Origin of the sequence: Micromonospora sp. M71_S20, assembly GCF_003664255.1 — a bacterium.
Lineage (GTDB): Bacteria > Actinomycetota > Actinomycetes > Mycobacteriales > Micromonosporaceae > Micromonospora.
In genome coordinates, this window is the sequence record NZ_RCCV01000001.1 from 3,943,235 (window position 1) to 3,967,460 (window position 24,226).

A 24,226-nucleotide genomic window follows, 5' to 3' on the forward strand; every position below is an offset into this window, starting at 1 on the left:
TCATGGGCCGGCCGGGGGCGCCCGGTGCCGTCGGGCGGGACCCTACGGTGCCTCGGGCGCGTGGGACGCGCGCGTCTGCGGACGCGACGGTGCGGCTCCCTGCGCGTCGAAGAGCACCGTGATCTCGCGGGGGCTGCGCAGCTCGGGCCCCAGCACCCACGCCGTGTTCCCGGCCGGTGCGGCGAGCCGCAGCGAGGGCAGCCGATCGAAGAGCACGCGCAGGCAGATCTCGCCCTCCAACCTGGCCAGAGGCGCGCCCACACAGAGGTGGATGCCGTGCCCGAAGGCCAGGTGCGAGGGACGCCCGGCATCGGGGTGGAACAGCGCGGCGTCGGCGAAACGCGCCGGATCCCGGTTGGCGGCGGCGAGCGAGACGATCACCTTGTCGCCCTTGGCGATGCGTACGCCCCCGAGCTCCAGGTCGGTCAGCGCGTAGCGGCCGACGGAGGTCTGCACCGGTGCGTCGTAGCGCAGTGACTCCTCCACGACGAGCCGCCAGTTCGTCTCCCGGGCGCGGAGCCTGACCAGGTGTGACGGATCCTCGAGGAGTCGCAGCACCGCGGCGGCGATCATGGGACCGGTACTCACCTGCCCGGCGCCGAGTATCACGTAGAGCATGCCTTCGAGTTCGGCCTCGCTGTGGATCTCATTGCGGTCGAAGCCGTCGATCATGACCGTGGCGAGGTCGTCGCCGCGGTGCCGGCGCTTGTAGGCGATGAGTTGCCGGACGTAGCCCATCAACTCGTCCGTCGCCGGTGTCGGACGTCCCCGGCGCTGCTGTTCGTGGTACCCGGCGACGAGGAAGCGGTCGATGCACCGGCTGGCGGACATCCGCTCCGACTCCGGGATGCCGAGGAGCTCGTGCACCACCGCCCACGGGATCGGCCACGCGTACTCGGCGACGAGGTCGGCGGTGCCGCGTGCGGCGAACGCGTCGATGAGCGAGGAGCACACCTCCGTGATGCGGGGGCGGAGCCGCGCGACCGCACCGCGGCTCAGGACGGGGCTCACCAGCTTGCGGAGCCGGGTGTGCTGCGGCGGGTCCTTGCCGAGCAGATCGCCCTCGTCCTCGTCCTCACCCTCGGTGGCGGTAGCCGAGTTGCGCCGTTCGTTGCTCAGCCGTGGATCGGCCAGGCAGGCCCGTGCGTGCTCGTACGAGGTCACGAACCAGGCGGTGCCCTCACCGTCCGGCCCGACCACCGGGCCCACCGGCATGGTGGACCGCATCCAGTCGAAGTGCCGGTACGGGTCCGGGTCGCCCCGGCCTTCGCGGCTGACGAACTCCGGCAACTCCACGTGCGCCATGCTGGCCGCCTTCCACACCGACGAGAGCAAGCGTTCCGTCTGCATCCTGGCAACGGAGCCTGTCGGGGCGCTGTCCGCGCGCTGTCCGGCTCGAGCGGTGCGGTCCGGTCCCACCCAGGCCCGCCGGCGTGTCCGCGCGGCCCGACGTGGGACGCCGACGGCGGATTGAAAGCCCCGTGACATACCGGATCACGAGAATCGCGACAGTCGCTGACCGCCGGGACGTCCCGGTGAGGCGTCGGCATCAGCCGGGGACGTGCCAGCGGCTGGCCGGGTGGCCGCGGGTCCAGGGCCACGCTGCCCGGCATCCGCGCCGGAACGTCGGCAGGAACTTCGATCGGAGGGTCATGACCGATCCCACTCGTACCGAACACCGTCGCGCGCCGCTCTCCTACGCCCAGCGTCGACTCTGGTTCATCGACCGCCTACTTCCCGGACGCACGGCGTACAACATCCCGTTCGGGTACCGGATCCGGGGCCGGCTCGACCGCGACGCCCTGGGGCGGGCCGTGAAGCATGTCGTCGACCGGCACGAGGTCCTACGCACCCGTATCGAGACGGTCGACGGTGAGCCGTACCAGGTGATCACCGCGGGCGGCGGCGAGTTGCGGCTCATCGACCTCCGCGACGCGGACGATCCGGAGGCGTCGGCGCGGTGGTTGGCGGCCGCCGAGGTGGACACGCCCTTCAGCCTGAGCGCCGGGCCGCTGTTCCGGGTCGCGCTGCTTCGCCTCGCCGACGAGGATCATGTCCTGCTGTGCACCGCCCACCACGCCGTGTTCGACGGCTGGTCCCTGGTGGTGCTCACGGAGGAGCTGACAGCGGCGTACCGGGCGTACTCGCGGGGGTCTTCGCCGCCACCGGAGAAGCCGCCGGTCCAGTACGCCGACTACGCGCTGCGTCAGCACGCCCAGATCGGTGACCGTGAGATGGCGGAACAGCTCGAGTACTGGCAACGCCATCTGGCGGACGCCCCGATCACCCTGGAACTGCCGCCCGACCGCCGCCGGCCCGCCGTGCCGTCCGCAGCGGCGGGAGAGTTCACCTTCCCCATCGCCGACGAGGTCGCAGGCGGAGTCCGGGCCCTGTGCGCCGAGAGCGGTGTGACCCCGTTCATGGTCACCCTGGCCGCCTACGGACTCCTGCTGTCGAAGCTGGCGGGCGTGTCGGACCTGCTGGTGGGGTCACCCGTGTACGGCCGGCTCGAGCCGGAACTGCGCGGCGCCGTGGGCTTCTTCGCCAACACCCTGCCGTTCCGCATCGACCTCACCGGCGATCCGACGTTCACCGAGCTCGTCGAGCGGGTCCGGGACACCGCACTCGAGGCGTACGCGCGCCAGGCCGTTCCGTTCGACCGGATCGTCGAGGACCTCGCGCCGGCCCGCGACCTGAGCCGCAACCCGGTGGTCCAGATCCTGTTCGGTCTGCTGAGCACCGGGACCGGTGTCGAGCGCGGCGAACTGGACCTGCCGGACCTGGCGGTCGAGGAGTTCCGCAGCGGGACCGTCACCACGCGTTTCGATGTCGAGCTGCACGTGTTCGAAACGCCGGACGGCGGGATGCTCGGGCGGGTCATCTTCGCCCGGGACCTCTTCGAACAGGCGACCATGGAGCACTTCGCGCACCAGTACGCGGCGCTGGTCGCCTCCGCCGTGGCGGCGCCACGCACGCGGATCTCCGAACTGGTGCCCATCACCGACGCGGAGCGGGCGCTGCTGAACGACTGGGGCACCGGGCCGACGGTTCCCGCACCCGCCGCCCGCACCGTCTCCGAGCACGTGGAGCGTCAGGTCGAGGCGTACCCGGACCGGGTGGCGGTCGTGTCCGGCGGTGAGCAGCTCACCTACCGGCAGCTCAATGCCGAGGCGAACAGGCTGGCCTGGTACCTGTGCGAGTCCGGGGTGGGACCGGAGGCGGTGGTGGGCGTCTGCCTGCCGCGCGGCACCCGTGCGCTGATCACCGTCCTGGCCATCATCAAGTCCGGCGGCGCCTACGTCCCGCTGGACCCGTCGGATCCGCCGTCGCGGCTGAGGTTCCTGGTCCACGACTCGCGTGCCTCGCTGGTGCTGACCGACCCGGAGACGGCGGACCTGGTCACGGGCGGGCCGGTGGGGGCCGGTGCTGGCGTCGGCGCGGCGGCGGAACCGGACGGCGGCGTGGCGACAGCGGTGCTCTGTCTCGACGAGGCGCTCTGGCAGCGGATCGCGGAACGGCCGGCCGACAACCCGCCGCGACGCGCCGACGTGGACAACCTGTTGTACGTGGTCTACACCTCCGGCTCCACCGGACGCCCCAAGGGCATCATGATGACCCACCGCTCCAAGCTGAACATGATGAACTGGATCGTCCGGTGCTACCGCGGGCAGCCGCGGGTGCTCCAGTTCTACTCCATGAGCCCGGACACCTACCTGTTGGAGGTCATGCTTGCCTGGTGGACCGGCGGCACGCTTGTCGTCGTGCCGGAGGAGGTCCGGCGCGACATTCCGGCGCTGGGCCGGCTCATCGAGGCGCACCGGGTCACCGCCACGGTGCTTCCGACCGTCGTCGTCGAACATCTCGCCCGGCACGCCGATCAGCACCCCGAGCAGTTCGTGTCGCTGCGGGACGTGGCCACCACCGGTGACCGGCAGCGCATCGGCCCGTCGGTGCGACAGATGTTCGCCGCCCTTCCCGAAGCGGTTCTCGACAACCACTACGGACAGACGGAGGCCAACGTCGTCACGCTCAACCGGCTCACCCATCCCACCGACGACTGGCCGGACCAGGCCCCGATGGGACGCCCCATCGACAACCTCCGGGTGTACGTGCTGGACACCGCGATGCGGCCGGTACCGGTCGGAGCCTACGGCGAGGTCTATGTCGGCGGCGCCGGCATCGCCCGTGGTTACCTGGGCCGACCCGACCTGACGGCGGCGGCGTTCGTCCCCGACCCGTTCGGCAACGGCACGGGTGAACGCCTCTACCGCACCGGTGACCGGGCGCGGTGGCGGCCGGACGGGATCCTGGAGTTCGCCGGCCGGATCGACTTCCAGGTCAAGATCCACGGATACCGCATCGAGCCCGGCGAGATCGAGTCGTGCCTGGCCGCCCTGCCGACGGTCGGGGAGGCAGCCGTGGTCTGTGACACGTCGGTGCCCGAGGCGCCTCGACTGATCGGGTACGTCACGCCCCGCCCGGGGCGCGAGCTGACCCCTGAGGCGGTGCGCGGCGCGCTCCGCGCCGACCTGCCCGACTACATGCTGCCGGGATTGATTCTCGTGCTGGACGAGTTTCCCCGCACCGCCTCCGGCAAGATCGACCGCAAGCGGCTTCCGTTGCCGGACCTGGACCCGGTCGACGGGTACGTCGCGCCGGCAACCGGCACCGAGAAGGCCGTCGCAGACATCTGGGGCGAGGTGCTCGACATCGCGAGGATCGGCCGGAGAGACAACTTCTTCGGTCTCGGGGGCCACTCACTGATGGTGACCCGCGTGGTGTACCGGCTGCGGGAGACGCTCGGGGTCGACCTGCCGCTGCGGTCGTTGTTCGAGGCGGCGACCGTCGCGGAACTGGCACACGAGATCGACACGGTTCTCGCGGATGCGGACCGGGAACCGCAATCCACGCCGAACGCCGCCGTCGGGGTCTCCTGAGCGGTGTGGCGGGTGCCGGGGCGGGCCGCCAGGCCTGCCCCGGCACGTGCCCCGGAGTTGGCAGACGGCGGCGGGTCGGCGGGTGGGCGCTCGCCGGCCCGCGCGCCGGGTCGGCCGGCCGCCATTTCCGTGCGCCAAATGCTCCGCGCCACCGGCGGACCGGCCCGGTCAGGGCTTGTCGCGTCCGGCCGCCCGTGCCATCAGGCGGGCGAGTTCCCGGTGGTGGCCGCAGTCGGTGGTCACGATGTCGGCCGCGACCCGATCGCGGACGTCCGGCGCCTGTTCCTGGCTCAGCTTGAACATCGCATCGACCCGGTCCACCCGCAGTTCGAACGCGCCTACACCGGGAAGCAGGCGATCGAAGTAGTCCAGCGACGCCGTCATGTCCCAGCCCGTGCCGTGCCGCTTCTCGAGGGCCTCCACGGTGGACCGGATCACCGCCAGCGTCGGTTCGCCAGGCGGTAGCGGCGACAGCCAACCGTCGACGTGAACGGCGGTGAAGTTCCACGTCGGAGCCGCCGGGGTGACGCCGTAGACGGTGGGGGAGACGTAGCGGTCGGGCCCGGTGTAGACCAGCAGTGCCGGACAACCGGCCCCGATCGCCGCCCACTGTGGGTTCAGGCGGTTCATGTGCCCCACGAGAATCGATTGCGAGTCCGCCGGGGCGGTGCCGTCGGCGCGCTCCGGGGCGGGTCGCCTGATGGTCGGCACATGGCTGGCCAGCGGTACACCATCGGTCGCGGTTATCAGCGTGGCCAGGGGATGGGAATCGATCAGCTCCCACGTCCAGGACGGATCTTCCGCCTGGTATTGTTCCGGAACGTACATGTCATTCCTGTCATGTCTGGTGGCGGCTTCGTTCGTCGAACTATTCGGCGCCCCGAGCTGGCCCTGTCGGCCGCATCGAATTCCGCGACACGCCGTCGTCGCGCACGACCCGCACGCGAGGCCTTGAATGGCGTACGCCGCGATGAGGGCGGAATGAACCGCCAGCGCCAACGATCTCCCGGTCCTGGAGGCATTGTCAAGCGGCCCAGCGGGTTATCGGCGTGGAGTGGGCGCGTCCGAAACGGGAGTGGTTCCTATATCCCTCCAATGCCTGACGGCTGCGATTGCGGTGTGCGGCTGCGTCTCTGGCTGCTGTCGCGCGGCGCCACTGACGTGGGCCAGGGCCGCGAGGTGGCCCGTACCCTGCCGATACACGTGCAGGATGAGGGGTTCGTGGCGACCGTCGGACCTCTCCTCGAAGTGATGGTTGGCCATAGCGTTCGGCGGTGCAAGTTCCACGTATCGCCATCTGTCGATCTTGATATCCCGACCGGCAGGCGTTACGGTTGATGTTGCGGCACCGGTTAGGTGTTTGGCTGGAGATTGCTCATTGTCACGGGGGCAGCGCATGTGTCACGGAAGACTAATTGTGGGTCTTGAAAGCCAGGCAATGCGGCGTCGCGTTCGTTCGGTCATGGCGCCGTGATGGTCGTTCCTGGCGTAGCATGTCGCGATTGTCGTCCGGCCCGGGGTTGATTGCCGGAGCCGCCAGATCGATTCAAGGGCAGGCCTTCGGTGCCCTGAGGCCCGATCTGTCCGGCCCATGAATGACGCGTGAACGACGGGGATTTCCCTGCAGTCGTAGTCGATATCTAGTGGGGCGGTCATATGTCATTCTGGTGATCGAGTAGCGCGGCGGCGGTAGGTCACGAATCCGAGTTCAGCACTCCCGCGAAGGGGAACAGGGTGAAGCGTGTACCCAGGCAGACGGCACTCAGTTCGCGGCATCTCGTCAGGCAGCCCGCGAGCCCACTCCTGGGCGAGGAGGAGCAGCAGGAGACGTCGGCGCACGGCCACGGCCAGATCCTGACGACCCGGGTGGGCCTGCGATTCCCGTCGGGGATCACGTTCGAGCAGTGGGCGGAGGCGGGGCCGAAGCTCTCCGGTCTGGTCGACTCGTTCGCCTGGTGCCTCGGCGACTGGTTGGTCTACGGACAGGACAAGTACGAGGGCAGGTACGCCAAGACGGTCGAGAGGATCGGCCTCGACTACCAGACGCTGCGCAACTACGCCTGGGTCGCACGCAAGTTCGAGTCGGCCAGGCGGCGGGAGAACCTGAGCTTCCAGCACCACGCGGAAGTGGCCTCGCTGCCCCCTGCCGAGCAGGACGTCTGGTTGGACCGTGCCGAGGAGCGCGGATGGTCTCGGAACCAACTGCGCCGGCACGTCCAGCAGGCGCGCGGGCGGGGGACGTCCAGCCAGCCCACGGGGTCGGCCCTGCCGCGTGTGCAGGTGGAGGAGGCCCGCCTCGAATGCTGGCGACTCGCCGCCGAGCATGCGAGCAGCGATCTGGCCTCGTGGATCGTGACGACGCTCGACCAGGCCGCCGAGCGGGCTCTGGGCACGGGCACCACCGGTGACGGGTCCCTGGCACCCTCGGCCGACCACGGCCGGCCCGGGCTGCCTGGCGGGTCCGCGCCGCCGGGGCAGGTCGCAGGCTCGTCTCTGCTGCGGTTGTAGCCCATGTCCCGCCGGCGGGACACCGGCGCCGGGTCGGCGGGCCGCCGCGACGGTCGCGCACCGAATGCCGGGCCCTCAACGGAGGCTCGCCACCACCCGGGCCAGCCGGTCCATGCTGCCGTGCGTTTCCGCCTCCATTCCGTACCGCACCGCGTCATCCCGTTGTCCCACCGACTGGAAGATGCACACCGCCTCGTACCGGGTGCCGCCCTCGACCTCTTCGAAGGTGATCGTCTCGAGCTGCACCTGGCCGGGCATGCCTTCGAACTGGAATGTCTGCACTATCCGCTCAGGTGCGACGACATCGTGGTAGACGCCGCCAATAGCGAATTCGGTTCCGCGGCCGTCGCGGCTGACGTACCGGTAGGTGCCGCCCGGCCGGACGTCCATCCGGTCCACGCTGTTCTCGAAATCGCTCGACCCCCACCAGCGGACGAGCAGGTCCGGCTCCGTGCACGCCTTGAAGACCAGGTGGCGGGGGGCGTCGAAGACGCGCCTGATCACAATGCTCTGTCGGTCTGGCTCGGCGATGAACTCCACGCCCTCACTCCTCGGCTCCGGAAGGTCGATGCCGCGTTTCGTCCCGTCTCCTCGGTGCGAAACCCGCTGGACGCTCCAAGCCTGCCAAGGAGGCCTGTCGCGACGGCTTCGCGGCACTGTCGCCTTTATGGTGGGTGACAGTTTCCGCCGCCCCTTCCCGGAAATTGCCGCAGCGGCAGGAATTGCATTCTTCGAAACGATGCGTAACTATGCCCGATAGAGATCCGGGCGCCGCCGGTGAAGCGTCGCACATCGTCCTACCGGGCGGCGGCGCACGAGCCGGCCCGGCATTGGCCCGGCCCGGCACACCGCCGGAGCGGTACCGCTCCGCGCCTTCGCCCGCCTGTCACTTCCGCCGATCCCGGAGGACGCACCATGACGACGCTGCCATCGGTACGACTCGGTTCATCCCCGCTTACCGTCACCCGGCTCGGTCTCGGCACCTGGGCGCTCGGCGGTGACGGCTGGGCCTTCGGCTGGGGGCCGCAGGACGCCTCGGAGGCGATCGCCACCATCCGGTACGCGGTGGAACACGGGGGCCTGAACTGGCTCGACACGGCACCGGTCTACGGCCTTGGGCAGGCGGAGGAGCTGGTGGGTGAGGCGCTCGCCGATCTCCCCGAGGATGTCCGCCCGTACGTGTTCACGAAGTGCGGCGTGGTGTGGGGTGGAGACGCCGAGCCGGGCACCGTCGCCGGCCGGCGACAGAGCATCGAGCGTGAACTGGACGAGTCTCTCCGTCGGCTCCGGCTCGACTGCATCGACCTGTACCAGATGCACTGGCCCGCCACAGATGGAACTCCGCTGGAGGAGTACTGGCAGACCCTTGCCGACCTGCGTCAGAAGGGCAAGATACGGGCGGCGGGGCTGTCGAACCACCGCCTCGACGAACTCCAGCGGGCGCACGACGTCGCGCCGGTGGATTCGTTCCAGCCGCCGTTCTCCGCTCTTGCGCGAGGCGCTGCGGAGGAGATCGGTTGGTGTGCGTCGCACAGCGTGGGGGTCATCACCTACGGCGCGTTGGGTTCCGGGCTGTTGACCGGGACGTTCACGCCCGAGCGAGCCGCTGCCCTGCCGCCCAGCGACTGGCGGTCCCGCGACCCCGGTTTCCGGGGGCACGGACTGGAGAAGACGATGCGGCTGACCCGCACCCTGGCGGATGTCGCCGCCGCGCACGGCGTCAGCACCAGCGCCGTGGCCATCGCGTGGGTGCTGGAGTGCCGTGGCGTGACCGGCGCCATTGTCGGAGCGCGTCGACCCGAGCAGATAGCGGACTGGCGGGCGGCGGCGACGGTGCGATTGTCGGCTGCGGATCTTGACAGGATCGCGGCCGTGATCCGACAGGAGGGCATCGGCTCCGGGCCGAGCCACCCGCGTACGGGAAGCTGGAGCGCCTGACCGGAGGCGTCATGTCGTCGGCGGCGGTCCGCTCCTGACGGGACCGGCGACGCTCGTCACCGTGGGCCCGGACAAGGCCGCATGTCGATCGTCCCCGCCGTGATCACAGCCACGGCGGGGACGACGGGATTCCGTGGTTCAGAGGGTGGTTTCGCCGTTGAGGCCGAAGAAGTCGTGCCATTTGGTGCTGGGGTTGAAGGTGGTGCCGGTGGAGAGTCCGACGTAGACGTCGTTGGTGGTGCCTTTGGTGAAGACGATGATGTCGTCTTTGTTGTCGCCGTTGACGTCGGCGAGGTAGGGGAATTCGCCGTTGAGGCAGAAGAAGTCGTGCCATTTGATGGTGGTGCCGGCGAAGGATGTGCCGGTGGAGGTGGCGGCGTAGACGTCGGCGTTGGTGTTGCAGGTGAAGGTGACGATGTCGTCGCGGCCGTCGCCGTTGATGTCGCCGACGCGGGGTTGTTCGGTGCCGACGGCGAAGAGGTCGTGCCATTTTTGGGGTGGGCCGAAGGTGGTGCCGGTGGAGAGGGCGATGATGACGTCGGAGGCGGTGTTGGGGCCTTGGGTGAAGGTGATGATGTCGTCTTTGCCGTCGCCGTTGACGTCGCCGAGGGCGGGGTGTTCGCCGGGGATGGAGAAGTAGTCGTGCCACTTCACGGCGGTTCCGGTGAATGACGAGCCCGTGGAGAGTGCCACGTAGACGTCGGCGTTGGTGTCGTGGGTGAAGGTGATGATGTCGTCGCGGCCGTCGCCGTTGACGTCGCCGACTGCGGCGACTTCGTTGTGGGGGGCGAACCAGTCGTGCCATTTGGTGCTGGTGGTGAAGCCGGTGCCGGTGGAGAGTGAGACGTGGACGTCGGCGAGGGTGCCGTGGGTGAAGGCGACGATGTCGTCGCGGTTGTCGCCGTTGAAGTCTCCGGTGAGCAGTGTTTCGCCGTTGAGGCCGAAGAAGTCGTTCCATTTGACGGAGGTGCCGGCGAAGTTGGTGCCGGTGGAGGTGGAGACGTAGACGTCGTTGAGGGTGCCCTGGGTGAAGGCGACGATGTCGTCGCGGCCGTCGCCGGTGAAGTCCGTCGGCGAACCCGCCAGATACCGGCCACCCGTCGGCGACGTACCGCAGTTGTCGCTGACCAGGTACTTCTGGTGGTACTGGCCGGGATACGGCGCCAGCGACGTCCCGTTGATCACGATCGTCTGTCCCACGCCGTTGTAGAGCTGTTCGTAGTGGATGTGCGGCCCCGACGAGTTGCCGGTGCTGCCCGTGGTGCCGATCTGCTGGCCCTGCTGCACGTACGCCCCGTCGGGCACGGAGTAGGTGCTGAGGTGGAAGTAGTAGGTGGTCCAACCGCCGCCGTGGTCGATGACGATGTAGTTGCCGGCGCCGCTGGGCTGCGAGTACCGCCGGGCGACGCCCGCCGCCGAGGCGACCTGTGGCGTGCCCGCGGTGGCACCTCCGTCGGCCCGCACGAAGTCCAGGGCCTGCCGGACCTCGGCGCTGTGGTGGTCGTAGGTCCACCGCTGCCCGCACGGGAACGGGGCCTTGAAGTTCGGTGCGGCGAGCGCGGGGGACGATGTCGCCACCGCGCCGGTCAGGACGCCCACCGCCAGGGTGAGCAGGGCGGCCAGGACGCGACGCGCCCCGGTCCTCAAATGCCGTGACATGGGGTGACTCCCGTCAGGGAAGGCTCGGATGGGCTGGGCGAGGTAACGACGACGCGCCGCCGGCCGCGACGGGTCTCCGCGGCGGCGGCGCGTCGTACGACGAGGGTCAGCCGGCGCGGCGCAGGCGTCCGAGCATCCCGTTGAGATCCTGGACGAAGATCTCGTGCCGGAAGTAGTGGCCGCCGGGGAGCTCGCGCCACTCGTGCGGAATGCCGGCCCGGCCCAGGGCCGCCCGGAATTCGCGCTGACCGGCCAGCACCTGCGTCTCGTTGACGTAGTCGAACCAGTTGATCGGGTCGGGCGAGGTGCCGGCGACCAGGAAGATGCGCTTGTTGCGGTAGCTCTCGATGCGCTGGACCGGGTTGTCGGCGGTGACCCGCGCCTCGTCCCACAGCGGCGCGCCGTAGACGGTGCCGCCGCCGAGGTCCATCGCGGCCGAGGTGGTGTTGGCCCAGTGCACGACGAGGCCGAAGTCGCGGCGCAGGCTGGCCGGTCCGGAGTGGGAACTGACCGAGCAGAAGTGGCCGTAGTACTTCGCGGTGTACTTCAGGGCGCCGAACCCGCCCATCGAGAAGCCGGCGACGGCGCGGCCGTTGTACTCGGGGAAGGTGCGGAAGTTCGACTCGATCCAGGGCAGCAGCTGCGCGATGTGGAAGGTCTCCCAGTTGCGGGGACCGGTGTTGCTGTGGACCGGGTTCGAGTACCAGCCGGTGGAGGCGTCCGGCATGACGACGATGATCTCCCTGCCGGCGGTCAGGTTGATGATGTTGTCCTGCATGTGGAAGGTCCGGAAGTCGGCCGCCCCGCCGTGCAGCAGGTACAGCACCGGGTAGCGCTTGCCGCTGGTGTGGTAGCCGTCGGGCAGCAGGACGTTGACCGCCGGGTCCCACTCGATGGCATCGGTGGCGAACCGGTAGTACTGCAGGCGGCCACCGTTCTCGTTGCGGTCGACGATGCGCAGGCCGTGGCCGTCGCGGGCTGCGGACGCGGGCAGCGGTGCGGCGAGGGCGCCGGCGAACGTGCCGGCGGCGGCGACTCCCGCGGCGCCGGTCAGGAGCCGTCGACGGCTGACGGGCCGGCGGGCGGCAGGGGTGTTGTCCATGGATCCTCCATCGGGTGAAGCCACGCCGGGCGGACGAGAACTGTGGCGCGGAGCTTGCTGTCTACGCGGGACGGTTCAGAGGGTGGTTTCGCCGTTGAGGCCGAAGAAGTCGTGCCATTTGGTGCTGGGGTTGAAGGTGGTGCCGGTGGAGAGTCCGACGTAGACGTCGTTGGTGGTGCCTTTGGTGAAGACGATGATGTCGTCTTTGTTGTCGCCGTTGACGTCGGCGAGGTAGGGGAATTCGCCGTTGAGGCAGAAGAAGTCGTGCCATTTGATGGTGGTGCCGGCGAAGGATGTGCCGGTGGAGGTGGCGGCGTAGACGTCGGCGTTGGTGTTGCAGGTGAAGGTGACGATGTCGTCGCGGCCGTCGCCGTTGATGTCGCCGACGCGGGGTTGTTCGGTGCCGACGGCGAAGAGGTCGTGCCATTTTTGGGGTGGGCCGAAGGTGGTGCCGGTGGAGAGGGCGATGATGACGTCGGAGGCGGTGTTGGGGCCTTGAGTGAAGGTGATGATGTCGTCTTTGCCGTCGCCGTTGACGTCGCCGAGGGCGGGGTGTTCGCCGGGGATGGAGAAGTAGTCGTGCCACTTCACGGCGGTTCCGGTGAATGACGAGCCCGTGGAGAGTGCCACGTAGACGTCGGCGTTGGTGTCGTGGGTGAAGGTGATGATGTCGTCGCGGCCGTCGCCGTTGACGTCGCCGACTGCGGCGACTTCGTTGTGGGGGGCGAACCAGTCGTGCCATTTGGTGCTGGTGGTGAAGCCGGTGCCGGTGGAGAGTGAGACGTGGACGTCGGCGAGGGTGCCGTGGGTGAAGGCGACGATGTCGTCGCGGTTGTCGCCGTTGAAGTCTCCGGTGAGCAGTGTTTCGCCGTTGAGGCCGAAGAAGTCGTTCCATTTGACGGAGGTGCCGGCGAAGTTGGTGCCGGTGGAGGTGGAGACGTAGACGTCGTTGAGGGTGCCCTGGGTGAAGGCGACGATGTCGTCGCGGCCGTCGCCGGTGAAGTCCGTCGGCGAACCCGCCAGATACCGGCCGCCGGAGCCGCCACCGGCGTTGACCAGCGAGATGTAGTGGTTCCAGTTCCAGTGGGGACCGGGATCGGTGTGGTCGTTGCCCGGCAGCTCGTGGTGGCCCCTGATGGCGGTGCGGTTCTTCGGCAGGCCGTACTTGTCGCAGAGGTAGCGGGTCAGCGCGGCCGACGAGCGGTACATGGACTCGGTGAACCAGCTCGGGTTGTCGACGTAGCCCTCGTGCTCGATGCCCACCGAGTACGGGTTGGCCGACCGCGCGTGGTAGGCGGTGTCGCCCTCGCGCACCATCTGGGTGATCTCGCCGTTGCTCGACTTCACCACGTAGTGCGCGCTCACTCCCGCCGACGGGTTCTGGAACCAGCTCACCGTGCCGGCGTACGAGCCCTGGGTCACGTGCACCACGACCGTGGTGATCCGCGAGGAGCGACCCGCCGCGTAGTTGCCGCCGTACGCCGAGATCCACCGGGCCGGCGCGTACTCCGGCACCGCCGCGGCGAGGGCGGCCGGTGCGGCCGTCCCGGCGGGGGCGACGCGGGCGTAGCGGCCGAGTTCCGGCTGCACCCGCCGGGGCGCGACCCGCACGGAGGCCGCGGTGATGCCGTCGCGCAGGAGGTCGTAGACGTGGTCGGCGTACAGGCGGGCCGTCGCGTCGTCGGCGGCGTGCGCGTACCGCGCGACCACCGGATACCAGGCGGAGAGCCGGTCCCGGTCGGCGGCCGTGAGCCGCTCGGCGTCGGCGATGTCCCGCAGGAGGGCCGCGCCACCCCTGATGTTGGCCGAGGTCACCGACTTCAGGGCGGCCACCGGCTGCCCGGTAAGCTCGGCCGCCCGCTCCAGGCTGCGCTGCCGGGGATTGCTGACCAGGTGCATGACGCCGTAGCCGTTGGCCTGGCTGGGCCGCCCCTCGTGCCCGTCGAGCCGGGTCTCGCCGTAGCCGACGGCGACCAGCAGGTCCCTGGGCACGTCGAACTCGCCGGCCGCCCGGGTGAAGGCCGTGTCCAGCGGACCGGTGGGCCCGGCCGGTGCGGCGGTGGCCGGCGCGACGGGGCTCAGTAGCGCCGCCGCGAGGACGGCGGCGGCGCCCCCGCGCCAGGAGAGTCTGCTGGGTCTCATGGTGGTCTCCCGTCCGCGGGTCACAGGGTGGTCTCGCCGTTGAGGCCGAAGAAGTCGTGCCACTTGGCGCTGGCGCCGAAGCCGGTGCCGGTGGAGAGTCCGACGTAGACGTCGTTCGTGGCGCCCTTGGTGAAGACGACGATGTCGTCCTTGCCGTCGCCGTTGACGTCGGCGAGGTAGGGGAACTCGCCGGCGAGGCAGAAGAAGTCGTTCCACTTGACGGTGGTGCCGGCGAACGACGTGCCGGTGGAGGTGGCGGCGTAGACGTCGGCGTTGGCGTCGCAGGTGAAGGTGACGATGTCGTCGCGGCCGTCGCCGTCGACGTCGCCGACGCGGGGCAGTTCGGCGCCCACGGCGAACAGGTCGTGCCACTTCCGGGAGGCGCCGAAGGCGCTGCCGGTGGAGAGGGCGACGATGACGTCGGAGGCGGTGTTGGGGCCCTGGGTGAAGGTGATGATGTCGTCGCGGCCGTCGCCGTCGACGTCGCCCAGGGCCGGGTACTCGCCGGCGATGGAGAAGTACTCGTGCCACTTCACGGCGGTTCCGGCGAACGAGGACCCGGTGGACAGCGCCACGTACACGTCGCCGGCCGCGTTGTGGGTGAAGGCGACGATGTCGGCGCGGCCGTCGCCGTTGACGTCGCCGACCGCGCCGATCTCCGCGCCGGGGGCGAACCAGTCGTGCCACTTCTGGCCGCCGCCGAAGCTGGTGCCGTTCGACAGCGCCACGTACACGTCGCCGGTGTTGCCGTGCGCGAAGGTGACGACGTCGTCCCTGCCGTCGCCGTCGACGTCGCCGGTCGAGGCCGTCTCGCCGCCGATGGAGAAGAAGTCGTTCCACTTCACCGAGGTTCCGGCGAAGCCCGCGCCCGTGGACGTGCTGACGTAGACGTCGGCGAGGGCGTTCTGGGTGAAGCTGACGATGTCGTCGCGCCCGTCGCCGCTGACGTCGGTGGCGGACCCGCCGGCGATGGCGTGGGTCCGTACCGCCTCGTTGAGCAGGGTCCGCGCCTTGGTCGCCACCTGGTCGTAGCGGTCGGGGAAGCCGGAGCGCTGCACACACTGGGCGACCTGACCGGCGGTGTAGCGGGGGTTGTTCCGGTCGCAGACGATCGCGCGGGTGATGTACTGCGTGCTGGCGTAGACCGGGTCCATGATCTGCTCCGGCGTGCCCCAGCCGTAGTCCCACCGTTGCTGGAAGACCCCGAGCGAGGACTTGTCGCCGCACGGCAGGTTGTTCATGTGCGACTCGACCCAGCCGGCCTCGAACGCGGACAGCATGACCTTGTCGTTGACGTTGTGGGCACGGGCGACCCGGTAGACGATCACGCTGATCGCGGGGTCGTGGTTGGCGGGGATGGAGGAACAGGCCAGCGTGCCGATCGGAGCGTCGGCCTGCGCCGGCGCGGTCGCCACGACCGACGCGAGCGCGGTGCAGAGGCCGACCAGCAGGGCGAGGGGGGTACGTCTCACGATGCTCCTCTGAGGGGTGTCAGCGGTGCGGCGAGCGGTTCCGCCACGGAGGTGCGCTGCCGCCAGGAGGGCCGCCGGGGCTGACGGATGCGCCGCCGCGTCGAAGCCTCCTCGTCGGTGGGAAATCGATTGCCGAGGAGTATCGCCAGGACCCCGACGGCTGTCAATGCGCCCTGGAGTCTTCCTTCGGCAACTGAGCGGTGGCGGTAAAGTATTGACATCTCGCGATGTCCCCCGGTTAACTCCCGAGCAATCGATTTCTCGCGGCTCCGACGGTCACCCTGGAGGGACATCCATGAAGCCCCACCTCCGCCGCTGGCTGGCTCTGGCCGCGGCGCTGGCGACCATGATCCCCCCGACGGCGGCGCACGCCGCCGATCCCGCCCCGACCCCGCGCGGTGCCGGGGCGCTCGCCGTCGTCGACGACAAGGGCCCGGTCGGCTGGGACGTCTACCGCCGCCTCGACCGGCTGCCCGAGCTGGCGGCCGGCAGCCGCACCCGGCAGTTCTCCAGCTTCGCCCGGGACGGCTCCAACGACGACGGCTTCGTCGGCACCTACTCGTGCCTGCGCCAGTCCGGCGGCTGTGTCATCGCCGAGGACCGCGGAGCCGGCGAGGTGCAGTCGATCTGGTTCACCCGCGACGACGGCAACGTCAGCGCCACCGGCTGGATCCGCATCGAACTCGACGGCGTCACGGTGGTCGACACCAGCCTCCAGCACCTCGTCGACGGTGGCCTCGGCCACCCGTTCGTGTTCCCGCTGGTCACCAACGCCGACCAGACCTCCGGCGGGGTCACCGTCAAGGTCCCCATGCCCTACCGCGAGTCCATGCGGATCACCACCCAGTCCAACCCGCTCTTCCACCACGTCACCTACCGCACGTTCGCCGACGCGGTCGGGGTGTCCACGTTCGACCCCACCGACCCCGCCACCGACGTCGTGGAGAAGCTGCGCGCCGCCGGCCAGCGCGACCCGAAGCCGAGCCAGCCCGGTGCGAGCACCAGGACCGCCCGGGTCGACGTCCCGGCGGGCGGACAGGCGACACTCGCCACGCTCACCGGTCCCGCCGCGGTCACGGCGCTGCGGCTGCGGCTGCCCGACGCCGCGGCCACCGCCCCGACGTTGACGGGCCTGCGGCTGCGGATCACCTTCGACGGGCGGAGCACGGTCGACAGCCCGGTGGGCGAGTTCTTCGGCGCCGGCCTGGGCGAGCGTTCCGTCCGCTCCCTGATGTTCGCCATGGACCCCGCACCGGGCGGCTGGTACAGCGCCTGGTGGCCGATGCCGTTCCGCTCCACCGCGACGGTGTCGGTCACCAACACCACCGGCGCCCCCGTCAACGGCGTCCAGGCGGAGGTGACCACCGCGCCGGGCACCGCCTGGACCGGCGCCCTCGCCCCCGACGGCGTCGCCGGCTACTTCACCACCCAGTCCCGCCGCGCGGAGACGGTGGGGGGCAGCGACTGGATCGTCGCCGAGCAGGCCGGCCGGGGACGCTTCGTCGGCGTGTCCCAGACCGCCCGCGGCCACATCATCGGCGGGAACACCCGCAACTACCTGGAGGGCGACGAGCGCGTCCACGTCGACGGCTCGCCCACGCCGCAGATCTACGGCACCGGCACCGAGGACTTCTACGAGTCCGGGTGGTACTTCAACCGCGGCGAGTACAGCGGCGTCTTCACCGGCAACACCGCCCACCTGTTCCGCTCCGGCGGCTGCGCCGACGAGTGCGACGCGATGTACCGGCTGATGATCGGCGACGCGGTGCCCTACGCCACGGCGCTGCGGTTCGGCATCGAGCACGGCCCCGCCAACGACATGCCGGCGAACTACGCCTCGACCGCCTTCCTCTACACCCAGCCGACCGTCGCGCTGCGCCGCACCGACACGCTGGTCACCGGCGACGCGGCCAGCCGTGCCGCGCACGCGTACACCGACTCCGGGACCCAGTACCCGCTGACCAGCCCGTACGAGGGCGACGACGACAACGTCGCCGTCACCGGCCAGGCCCGCGCCACCGGCGGCGCCGCCAGCTTCCGGCTCGCCGTCGACCCCGCCAACCAGGGCGTACGGCTGCGCCGGCACGGCGACCAGGCCGGCGCGTACCAGCAGGTCGCCGTGTCGGTCGACGGCAGGCCGGCCGGGGTGTGGCGCCAACCGCTGGGCAACGACCGGCAGCGCTGGTCGGCCGACGAGTTCGTCCTCCCGGCCGCGCTGACCGCCGGACGGTCGACGGTCACCGTCACCCTCACCCCGGCGGCCGGCGCCCCGGCCTGGACGGCGGCCCGGTACGAGGCCGACAGCATGGTTCCCCCGTTCCTCGACGCCACCGCCCCGGGCGCGGTCACCGGGCTCGGCCTGGCCGGCGGTCGGGCGCACGCCCTCGGCCTGTCCTGGTCGGCGTCGCCGGACGACGTGGGAGTCGCCAGCTACCGGGTCTACGCCTCGCGCAACCCCGGCGTCGCGATCACCCCCGCCAACCTGGTGGGCACGACCCGGACGACCACCTTCCGGCACGGTCCGCTGCCGGCCGGACAGACCCGCCACTACCGGGTCGTCGCGGTCGACGGCGCCGGCAACAGCTCCGCGCCCTCGGCCGAGGTGTCGGCCACCACCCGCACCCGCAACACCAGCGACGCCAACGGTGACCGCCGCGACGACGCCGTCGCGTTCACCCGGGGCAGCACCGCCGACGTGACCACGTCCCTGTCGGACGGCACCAGGTTCGTGCCGGACGCCCGGACCTGGAACGACTACTTCGCCGTCGGCCAGGAGATCCCGTTCACCGGCGACGTCGACGGCGACGGGCGGGCCGACATCATCACCTTCACCCGCGGCGACAGCGCCGACGTCTACGTGGGACTCTCCACCGGCACGACCTACGCGGCCGGGGCCAAGTGGCACGACTTCTTCGCCACCGGTACGGAGGTCCCCGCGGTCGGCGACGTCAACGGCGACGGGCGCACGGACATCATCACCTTCACCCGGGGCGGCGCCGGCGACGTGTACGTGGCGCTGTCGACCGGCAGTGGCTTCGGCCCCGGCGTCAAGTGGCACGACCACTTCGCGCTCGGCGACGAACTGCCGACGGTGGGCGACGTCGACGGCGACGGGCGCGACGACGTCGTGACCTTCACCCGGGGCACCACCGGCGACGCGTTCGTCTCCCTCTCCGACGGCACCCGGTTCGTCGAGGACGGCTGGAAGTGGCACGACTCGCTCGCGCTCGGCGACCAGCTGCCGGCGCTGGGCGACGTCGACGGCGACGGGCGCGACGACGTCGTGACCTTCACCCGGGGCACCACCGGCGACGTGTTCGTGGCGCTCTCCGACGGCACGCGGTTCGTCGCGCAGGCCGGCAGGTGGCACGACTGGTTCGCGGTGGGCGACGAGATGCCCGGCATCGGTGACTTCAACGGAGACGGAAGGGCGGACGTGGTGACGTACACCCGGGGAACCAGAGCGGACACGTACGTGGCGCTGTCGACCGGCGGCGGCTTCGGCGCCGGCGTCCGGTGGCACGACCAGTTCGCGCCCGGCACCGACCTGCCCCGGCCGAGCGTGTCGTGATGCGCGCGCCCCGGATGCTCGCGGTGCTCCTGCTCGCCGCCGCCCTGGTGACCGTCCCGGCCGGACCGGCCGCCGCGGAGGACGTCGTACGGGCCGAGGCGGAGTCGCTGGCGGTGACCTCGTCCACCGCCCCGGTCGAGGCGCAGGCCAACTGCTGCGGGGTCGCCTGGTCGGCCGGCCGCCAGCTGTGGCTGCGCGCCGCCCGGGCGGGGGACTCGGTCACCGTGTCGCTGCCGCCCGTGCCGGCCGGGCAGTACGACATCGGCGGCGTGCTCACCCGCGCCGCCGACTACGGCACCCTGCGCTTCGCCGTCGACGGCGTGGCCGTCGGTCAACTCTTCGACGGCTACGCCCCGACCGTCCGGCGCGTCGAGGCCGTACCGCTGGGGTCGGCCTCGCTCACCGCCGGCACCCACCGGCTGACGGTGACCGCGACCGGCCGCTCGGCGTCCTCGACCGGCTTCTTCGCCGGCCTGGACACGGTCACCCTGCGCCGCGTCGGCCCGCTGGCGGCGGTCACCACCACGCCGTACGAGACGGTGGCCGAGACGCCGGCGCGGGGGCCGCTGACCCGGGTCTACGACCCGGGCGTGGGGGAGCCGACGGCGTGGTACTACAACGACCACACGATCGTGCGCGACCAGCGGACCGGGCTGTGGCACGCCTTCGCCATCGCCCACGCGGAGCCCGGCGCGCCCCAGGACGAGAAGAGCTTCGGCCACGCCACGGCGCCCACGCCCACCGGGCCGTGGACGAAGCAACGACCGGCGCTGACGGCCGACCCGGCGAGGGGTGAACAGTGGATCTGGGCGCCCCACGTCGTCTACGACCAGGGCGTCTACCACATGTTCTACGCCGCCGGCAGCCCCGACTACGCGAACTACCGCATGCACCTGGCCACCTCGACCGACCTGTTCACCTGGACCCGCAGCCCGGCCAACCCGCTGTTCACCGACGGCTGGGAGGGGCGCGACCCGATGGTGACCCGGGTCGGCGACCGCTGGGTCATGTACTACACGGCGACCTCCGACCCGCAGGGCGGCAACCACGTGGTCGCCTACCGCACCAGCACCGACCTGCGGACCTGGAGCGGCCGGGGCGTCGCGTACGCGTCGCCGCACACCGGCCGGGCCGCGGGGCAGACGGAGTCGCCGTTCGTGGTGCGCCGGGGGGACTGGTGGTACCTCTTCGTCTGCTGCGACGGCACCGACTACGGCGCGGCGTACCGGCGCACCGCCGTCTACCGCAGCCGCGACCCCCTGCGCTTCGACGGGGCGGAGAAGGTGACCGTGCTCGACGCGCACGCCGCGGAGGTCGTGGTGGACGGGGGGAACTGGTACCTGAGCCACGCCGGCTGGGGCCAGGGCGGGCTGTGGCTCGCCCCGCTGACCTGGTCCACTCAGGTCGTCGCCCGCGGCTACCAGGTGAGCACCGGATTCCTGCGCGCCGACGTGCGCACCTGGCCGCACACCCGGATCGCGTCCCTGGCGGTCGACCCGGCCGGCGGCGGGGCGTACCGGCCGGCGCTGGACTCGTCGCACCGGGGGACCGGGCCCTACCTGGCGGTCGGCCGCTTCGATGTCACGGACCGGGCGGGTCCGCCGGCCCGGGTGGACGTCTCCGCCGACGGTTCCCGGATCAACCTGGTCGGCATGCGGATGGGCGACGAGCCGGTCACCGCCGACTGGCTGCTGACGGTGGCGCCGCGCTGGACCGGGCCGGCGTTGCAGAGCGACGTCACCTGGTCGGTGACCGGCCCGACGACCGCGCCGGTGTGGGAGGTGGCGTTCAACGTCGACGGTGCCCTGCCGGCGGTCGGTGATCCCGCCGTGGCGGCCCGGCCGAGCGGGGACGTGCCGGGGATGCCGACGTGGTCGATGACCTCCGGTGCGGGTCTGTCCCTCGTGGCCGCGCACCGCTGGGCCTCGGCGTGGCGCGGCGACAACACCTGGTACGACGCCGGCCACGCGATGGCGGCCTGGCAGCCGCTGTGGCGCAACGGGGGCACCGCGTGGCCGGCGGGGTCTTACCCGGGCGGGACGTGGCGGTTCGCCGCCAGCGGGACGGCGCGGGACACCGCGTTCGCCGAGAACGTCCACGCCGCCGTCAACGCCGTGCCGTGAGGGGCCGTACCGGTGCGGGTCGGGCGGTGGCCCGGCCCGCACCGGGGGCCTTGACAGCAATTAGACACTCCTCTATGTTTCGCCAGAAATCGATTTCCGATCCCCCTCGGAGGCCCGCATGAGCGACCAGGTGATCGTCGCCATGTCCGGCATCGCCAAGCGCTTCGGCGGCGTGCACGCCCTGCGCGGCGTCGACCTCACCCTGCGCGCCGGCGAGGTGCACGCCCTGCTGGGGGAGAATGGGGCCGGCAAGTCGACCCTGATCAACATCCTCTCCGGCGTCGTCACCGACTACGACGGGGAGATCTCGATCGGCGGTGCGCCCACGCGCTTCGCCGGCCCGGCCGCCGCCCAGGCCGCCGGCATCGCCACCATCCACCAGGAACTCGACCTGGTGCCCGCGCTCTCCGTGGCCGAGAACCTCGTGCTCGGCCGGGAACCGCGCACCCGGCTGCGGATGCTCGACCGGCGGGCGATGACCCGCGCCGCCCGGGACTGGCTGGGCCCGCTCGGCGCGCAGATCGATCCGCGCCGGCCCGTCGGTTCGCTGCGCGTCGGCGAGCAGCAACTCGTCGAGATCGCCAAGGCGCTCTCCCTCGACGCCCGCGTGCTCATCATGGACGAGCCGACCGCCGCGCTCGCCGACGCCGAAGTGCGGCGGCTGATGTCCACCATCCGCGCGCTGCGCGAGCGCGGCGTGGCCGTCGTCTACATCTCCCACCGGCTCGAGGAGATCGAGCACATCGCCGACCGGGCCACCGTTCTGCGCAACGGCGAGGTGGCCGGCACGCTGCGCCCGGACCGCGCCGACCGGCAGAAGATCATCACGCTGATGGTCGGCCGCCCGGTGGAGACGCTGTTCGGCGCGGGATCCGGCGGTGCCGCCCCGGCGAGCCCCGCCGGGCCGGCCGTGCTGGAGGTCGACGACCTCGCCGTACGGCCCCGAGGCACCCGGCCCGGGCGCTGCGAACCCGCCGGCGTCAGCCTGACCGTCCGCGCCGGGGAGATCGTCGGCCTGGCCGGCCTGATGGGGGCGGGCCGCACCGAGCTGCTGGAGACCCTGTACGGCGCCGGCCCGCCCGGTCGCCGCAGCGGCCTGGTCCGGCTCGCCGGCCGCCCGTACGCCCCGCGGGGCCCCCGGTCCGCGCTGCGCGCCGGCGTCGGCTTCGTGCCGGAGGACCGCCGCCGCTCCGCCCTGGTGCTGGAACATCCCGTCGGCCGCAGCATCGTGCTGGCCGCCCTGCGCCGGCTCAGCACCGCCGGAATCGTCCGCAACGGACGCGAGCGGGACGCGGTGCGCCAGCAGGTCGCCGCCCTGGCGATCAAGACGTCGTCGGCCGCCGCGCCGGTCGGCTCGCTCTCCGGCGGCAACCAGCAGAAAGTCGTCTTCGCCCGGCACCTGCTCACCCGCCCCCGCCTGCTGCTGCTCGACGAGCCGACCCGCGGGGTCGACGTCGGCGCCAAGGCGGAGATCTACCGGCTGCTGCGCCGGCTCGCCGACGACGGGATGGGCATCCTGCTCGCCTCGTCGGAGCTGCCCGAGCTGACCGGCGTCTGCGACCGGATCGTGGTCCTGCGGCGCGGGCGGGCCGTCGCGGAACTCCCGGCAGACGGGTGCACCGGCGAGGACATCCTGACCGCGGCCATGGGCGGCACGGCCGCCGGAAGGGACGACCGATGACCCACCTGCGCGCACCGGACCAGGGGCCCGGCACGCCGCTCGCCCCGGCCGGCGGCGGCCCGGCGGCCGGCGCCGGCCGGTGGCGGCGGCCCGGCGGCCGGGGCGACCTCGTCGAGCGGCTCTTCGCCGTGCAGAGCCTCTTCGCGCTGCTGCTGGTGTTCGTGCTGGCCATCGCCGTGTCGCCCCGCCGCAACGGCGAGATCCTGTTCCTGTCCACGGAGAACCTCGGCAACATCGTCCGCGCGGTGTCCGAGATCGGGATCATCGCCATCGGCATGACGTTCGTCGTCCTGCTCGGCGGCATCGACCTCTCCGTCGGCGCCATCCTCGGCCTGTCCGCCGTCGGCACCGCGACGCTGATGGTCGACTCCGGGCTCGGCATCCTGCCCGCGGTCACCGTCGTCCTGCTTATCGGCGCCCTCTTCGGTGCGTTGCAGGGCTACGCGACGGCCCGGCTCGGCATCCAGTCGTTCATCGTCACCCTCGCGGGACTCCAGGTCGCGCGCGGTCTCGCCCGGATCTGGTCGGGCGGGCTCGGCATCCCGATCGCCTACGGCGACGGCCCGCAGGAGGCGCCCCCGGCGTTCGAGATCCTCAACGGCACCGTCAACGGGGTGCTGCCCGTGCCGGCGGTGCTGTTCATCGGCATCGGCGTGGCCGCGATCGTCGTGCTGCGCAAGACGGCGTTCGCCCGCCACGTCTACGCCATCGGCGGCAACGAGAAGGCCGCCCGGCTCTCGGGCGTGCCCGTGCTGCGGGTGAAGGTCGCGGTCTTCGCGATCGCGGGCCTGCTCGCCGCGGTGGCCGGCATCATCCACGCCGGACAGCTCAACCAGGGCAGCCCCAACGACGGCGCCGGCTACGAACTGGACGCCATCGCCGCGGTGGTCATCGGCGGCACCAGCCTGGCCGGGGGCACCGGCTCGATGGGCGGCACGCTCGCCGGGGCGCTGCTGCTCGGCATCCTCAACAACATCCTCGCGCTCAACAACATCGACGCCAACGTGCAGCTACTGATCAAGGGACTGGTGATCGTGGCCGCCGCCGGGCTGCAGAAGCTACGCCGCAGCATCGTCTGAACCGCCACCGAACA

The 24,226-nt window shown here is 71.2% G+C and carries 13 protein-coding genes and 1 pseudogene; 7 read left to right on the forward strand and 7 right to left on the reverse strand.

Going from position 1 to position 24,226, the window contains the following annotated elements:
• Nucleotides 1-42: 42 nt before the first annotated feature.
• The gene (locus DER29_RS16885; protein WP_158619044.1) at nucleotides 43-1,350 is read right to left on the reverse strand and encodes a cytochrome P450; all 1,308 of its coding nucleotides are present in this window, start codon (nucleotides 1,348-1,350) and stop codon (nucleotides 43-45) included.
• 302 nt (nucleotides 1,351-1,652) lie between these two features.
• Between DER29_RS16885 and DER29_RS16890 the strand changes: the two are divergent.
• Nucleotides 1,653-4,853, forward strand: a pseudogene (locus DER29_RS16890) (amino acid adenylation domain-containing protein); the annotation flags it as partial.
• Nucleotides 4,854-5,105: 252 nt separating this feature from the next.
• On the opposite strand, the gene DER29_RS16895 reads toward DER29_RS16890, so the two are convergent.
• A complete protein-coding gene (locus DER29_RS16895) occupies nucleotides 5,106-5,765 on the reverse strand; it encodes an FMN-binding negative transcriptional regulator (RefSeq protein ID WP_121398199.1) in 660 nt (219 codons plus the stop codon).
• 906 nt (nucleotides 5,766-6,671) lie between these two features.
• On the opposite strand from DER29_RS16895, the gene DER29_RS16900 reads away from it, so the two are divergent.
• Nucleotides 6,672-7,445 carry an LmbU family transcriptional regulator gene (locus tag DER29_RS16900; protein ID WP_233599869.1) on the forward strand — a complete coding sequence of 258 codons (774 nt, stop codon included), beginning with the start codon at nucleotides 6,672-6,674 and terminating at the stop codon, nucleotides 7,443-7,445.
• Nucleotides 7,446-7,520: 75 nt separating this feature from the next.
• Here DER29_RS16900 and DER29_RS16905 read toward each other — a convergent pair whose 3' ends face one another.
• Nucleotides 7,521-7,985: an SRPBCC family protein gene (locus DER29_RS16905; protein WP_121398200.1), complete on the reverse strand. Its 465-nt coding sequence runs from the start codon at nucleotides 7,983-7,985 to the stop codon at nucleotides 7,521-7,523.
• Nucleotides 7,986-8,360: 375 nt separating this feature from the next.
• On the opposite strand from DER29_RS16905, the gene DER29_RS16910 reads away from it, so the two are divergent.
• The gene (locus DER29_RS16910) at nucleotides 8,361-9,383 is read left to right on the forward strand and encodes an aldo/keto reductase (protein WP_121398201.1); all 1,023 of its coding nucleotides are present in this window, start codon (nucleotides 8,361-8,363) and stop codon (nucleotides 9,381-9,383) included.
• Between the two features lie 138 nt (nucleotides 9,384-9,521).
• On the opposite strand, the gene DER29_RS16915 is transcribed toward DER29_RS16910, so the two are convergent.
• The 4 genes from DER29_RS16915 to DER29_RS16935 form a co-directional block, all read right to left on the reverse strand.
• Complete coding sequence (locus DER29_RS16915) at nucleotides 9,522-11,042, reverse strand: FG-GAP-like repeat-containing protein (RefSeq protein WP_370040088.1); 1,521 nt, start codon at nucleotides 11,040-11,042, stop codon at nucleotides 9,522-9,524.
• A gap of 106 nt (nucleotides 11,043-11,148) precedes the next feature.
• Entirely contained in the window at nucleotides 11,149-12,144 is a 996-nt protein-coding gene (locus DER29_RS16925; protein ID WP_121398202.1) for an alpha/beta hydrolase family protein, read from the reverse strand.
• A gap of 75 nt (nucleotides 12,145-12,219) precedes the next feature.
• Nucleotides 12,220-14,286 carry an N-acetylmuramoyl-L-alanine amidase gene (locus tag DER29_RS16930; RefSeq protein ID WP_121399288.1) on the reverse strand — a complete coding sequence of 689 codons (2,067 nt, stop codon included), beginning with the start codon at nucleotides 14,284-14,286 and terminating at the stop codon, nucleotides 12,220-12,222.
• Nucleotides 14,287-14,306: 20 nt separating this feature from the next.
• Nucleotides 14,307-15,758, reverse strand: coding sequence for an FG-GAP-like repeat-containing protein (locus DER29_RS16935; protein WP_121398203.1), 1,452 nt, complete (start codon nucleotides 15,756-15,758; stop codon nucleotides 14,307-14,309).
• A gap of 295 nt (nucleotides 15,759-16,053) precedes the next feature.
• On the opposite strand from DER29_RS16935, the gene DER29_RS34210 reads away from it, so the two are divergent.
• The 4 genes from DER29_RS34210 to DER29_RS16955 all read left to right on the forward strand — a co-directional run bounded on the left by DER29_RS34210 (nucleotide 16,054) and on the right by DER29_RS16955 (nucleotide 24,212).
• The gene (locus DER29_RS34210; RefSeq protein WP_158619045.1) at nucleotides 16,054-19,329 is read left to right on the forward strand and encodes a DUF2961 domain-containing protein; all 3,276 of its coding nucleotides are present in this window, start codon (nucleotides 16,054-16,056) and stop codon (nucleotides 19,327-19,329) included.
• Nucleotides 19,329-21,452, forward strand: coding sequence for a family 43 glycosylhydrolase (locus DER29_RS16945; RefSeq protein ID WP_121399289.1), 2,124 nt, complete (start codon nucleotides 19,329-19,331; stop codon nucleotides 21,450-21,452). Before DER29_RS34210 ends, DER29_RS16945 begins: the two co-directional genes overlap by 1 nt.
• A gap of 118 nt (nucleotides 21,453-21,570) precedes the next feature.
• Complete coding sequence (locus DER29_RS16950; protein ID WP_121398204.1) at nucleotides 21,571-23,133, forward strand: sugar ABC transporter ATP-binding protein; 1,563 nt, start codon at nucleotides 21,571-21,573, stop codon at nucleotides 23,131-23,133.
• Nucleotides 23,130-24,212: an ABC transporter permease gene (locus DER29_RS16955; RefSeq protein ID WP_121398205.1), complete on the forward strand. Its 1,083-nt coding sequence runs from the start codon at nucleotides 23,130-23,132 to the stop codon at nucleotides 24,210-24,212. The genes DER29_RS16950 and DER29_RS16955 overlap by 4 nt, the downstream gene beginning before the upstream one ends.
• Nucleotides 24,213-24,226: the final 14 nt, after the last annotated feature.